We start from the raw sequence: 1,332 nt of genomic DNA, 5'->3' as shown, positions 1-1,332 counted from the left end.
CCAGCGCTACAGGCAAAGTAGGAACGTGACCAGAGCACTCCGGCATTACTTTGCTTGCAAAGATGGGTATTTAAAATCCTGACATAACGACTGCTGGTTGATTTAAGGTTATTAACCAGCACGCTGATAGCCAGTTTGGGCGGGTATGCAACCAGGATGTGAACGTGATCCGCTTCGCCATCCATTTCTAAAATCTCAACCTCAAGCGACTCAGCCGCTGATTTAAATGCCTCTCTGATCTGGTCAATCATCGCACCATCGAGCAATCGGCGGCGGTATTTTGTCGTAAAGATTAAATGCACGACCAGTTTACTGACTGAATGACGACGGCGAAGATATCCCGCCAACTCATCGCTTTGCACACTCACTTGAAAAATACCCATTAAAGTAACATAATTCAATGATATTACAGGTGAGCGGCTAAAATGAAAAGGGCAACCAAAGTACGTATTTACCCGGACGGCGAGCAGGTGGTATTTTTAAATGCCCAGTTCGGCGCTGTGCGTTTTGCATACAATAAAGCTCTGCAAATCTGTCGTCATATGTACCAACGCCACGGCGTATCTGTCAGCATTAAGCGCGACTTAAAGCCTTTACTGGCTGTGGGCAAAAAGTCGCGCCGCTATAGTTGGCTGAAAGAATATGACTCACTGGCATTGCAGCAGGCCGTAATTAACCTCGATACAGCATTTGGGAATTTTTTCAAGAAACGTGCTCACTTCCCCTCTTTCAAGAGTAAACAAGGCAAGCAATCGAGCTACCACCCGAACGGTAAGGTGTTAACTGACGCTATCCAACTCCCTAAAATGAAACCCGTCAGGGCAAACATCCACAGGGAGATAGTCGGAAAGGTTTCCAGTATTACGATCAGTCGCAATGCGACGGGCAAATACTTTGCCTCAATTCTGTGCGACGACGGACAGGAAGCGCCAGAAAAGCCGAGCCTTATTACCTGTGTAACCGGCTACGATATGGGGTTATCGCACTACCTGATCCCCTCAAGCGGCGATAAAGTAAATAACCCCCGGCATCTGATAAACGCGAGTCGTAACCTGCGGCGCAAACAGAAGGCACTATCCCGGAAAAAACGGGGTAGCGCTAACCGTAGTAAGGCGCGTTTACTGCTGGCCGCAGTACATGAGCGGGTAGCCAATGCCCGCGCTGATTTTCAGCACAAACTCTCTCGTGCAATTGTTGACGAAAACCAAGCGGTAATTGTAGAGACGCTAAAATCAGCAAATATGATGAAGAACCCCTGTCTCGCTCGTGCTATTGGTGACGCAGCCTGGCAGGGTTTCATTATGAAAGTGGAATATAAAGCCGCAGCCGAAG

2 protein-coding genes are annotated in these 1,332 nt (G+C 48.1%); one reads left to right on the top strand and one right to left on the bottom strand.

Translation table 11 applies throughout. From position 1 onward, the window contains the following. The coding region (tnpA, locus tag D5398_RS25280) for an IS200/IS605 family transposase (RefSeq protein ID WP_425272776.1) at positions 1-383 on the bottom strand (383 nt) is incomplete at its 3' end. A gap of 42 nt (positions 384-425) precedes the next feature. Between tnpA and D5398_RS25275 the strand changes: the two genes are divergently transcribed. Further along, the coding region (locus tag D5398_RS25275) for an RNA-guided endonuclease TnpB family protein (protein WP_162940847.1) at positions 426-1,332 on the top strand (907 nt) is incomplete at its 3' end.

The organism is Rahnella bruchi (genome assembly GCF_003614975.1).
Classification (GTDB): domain Bacteria; phylum Pseudomonadota; class Gammaproteobacteria; order Enterobacterales; family Enterobacteriaceae; genus Rahnella; species Rahnella bruchi.
Note: the sequence above shows the minus strand (reverse complement) of the source record. Positions and strands in the feature narration are given on the sequence as shown.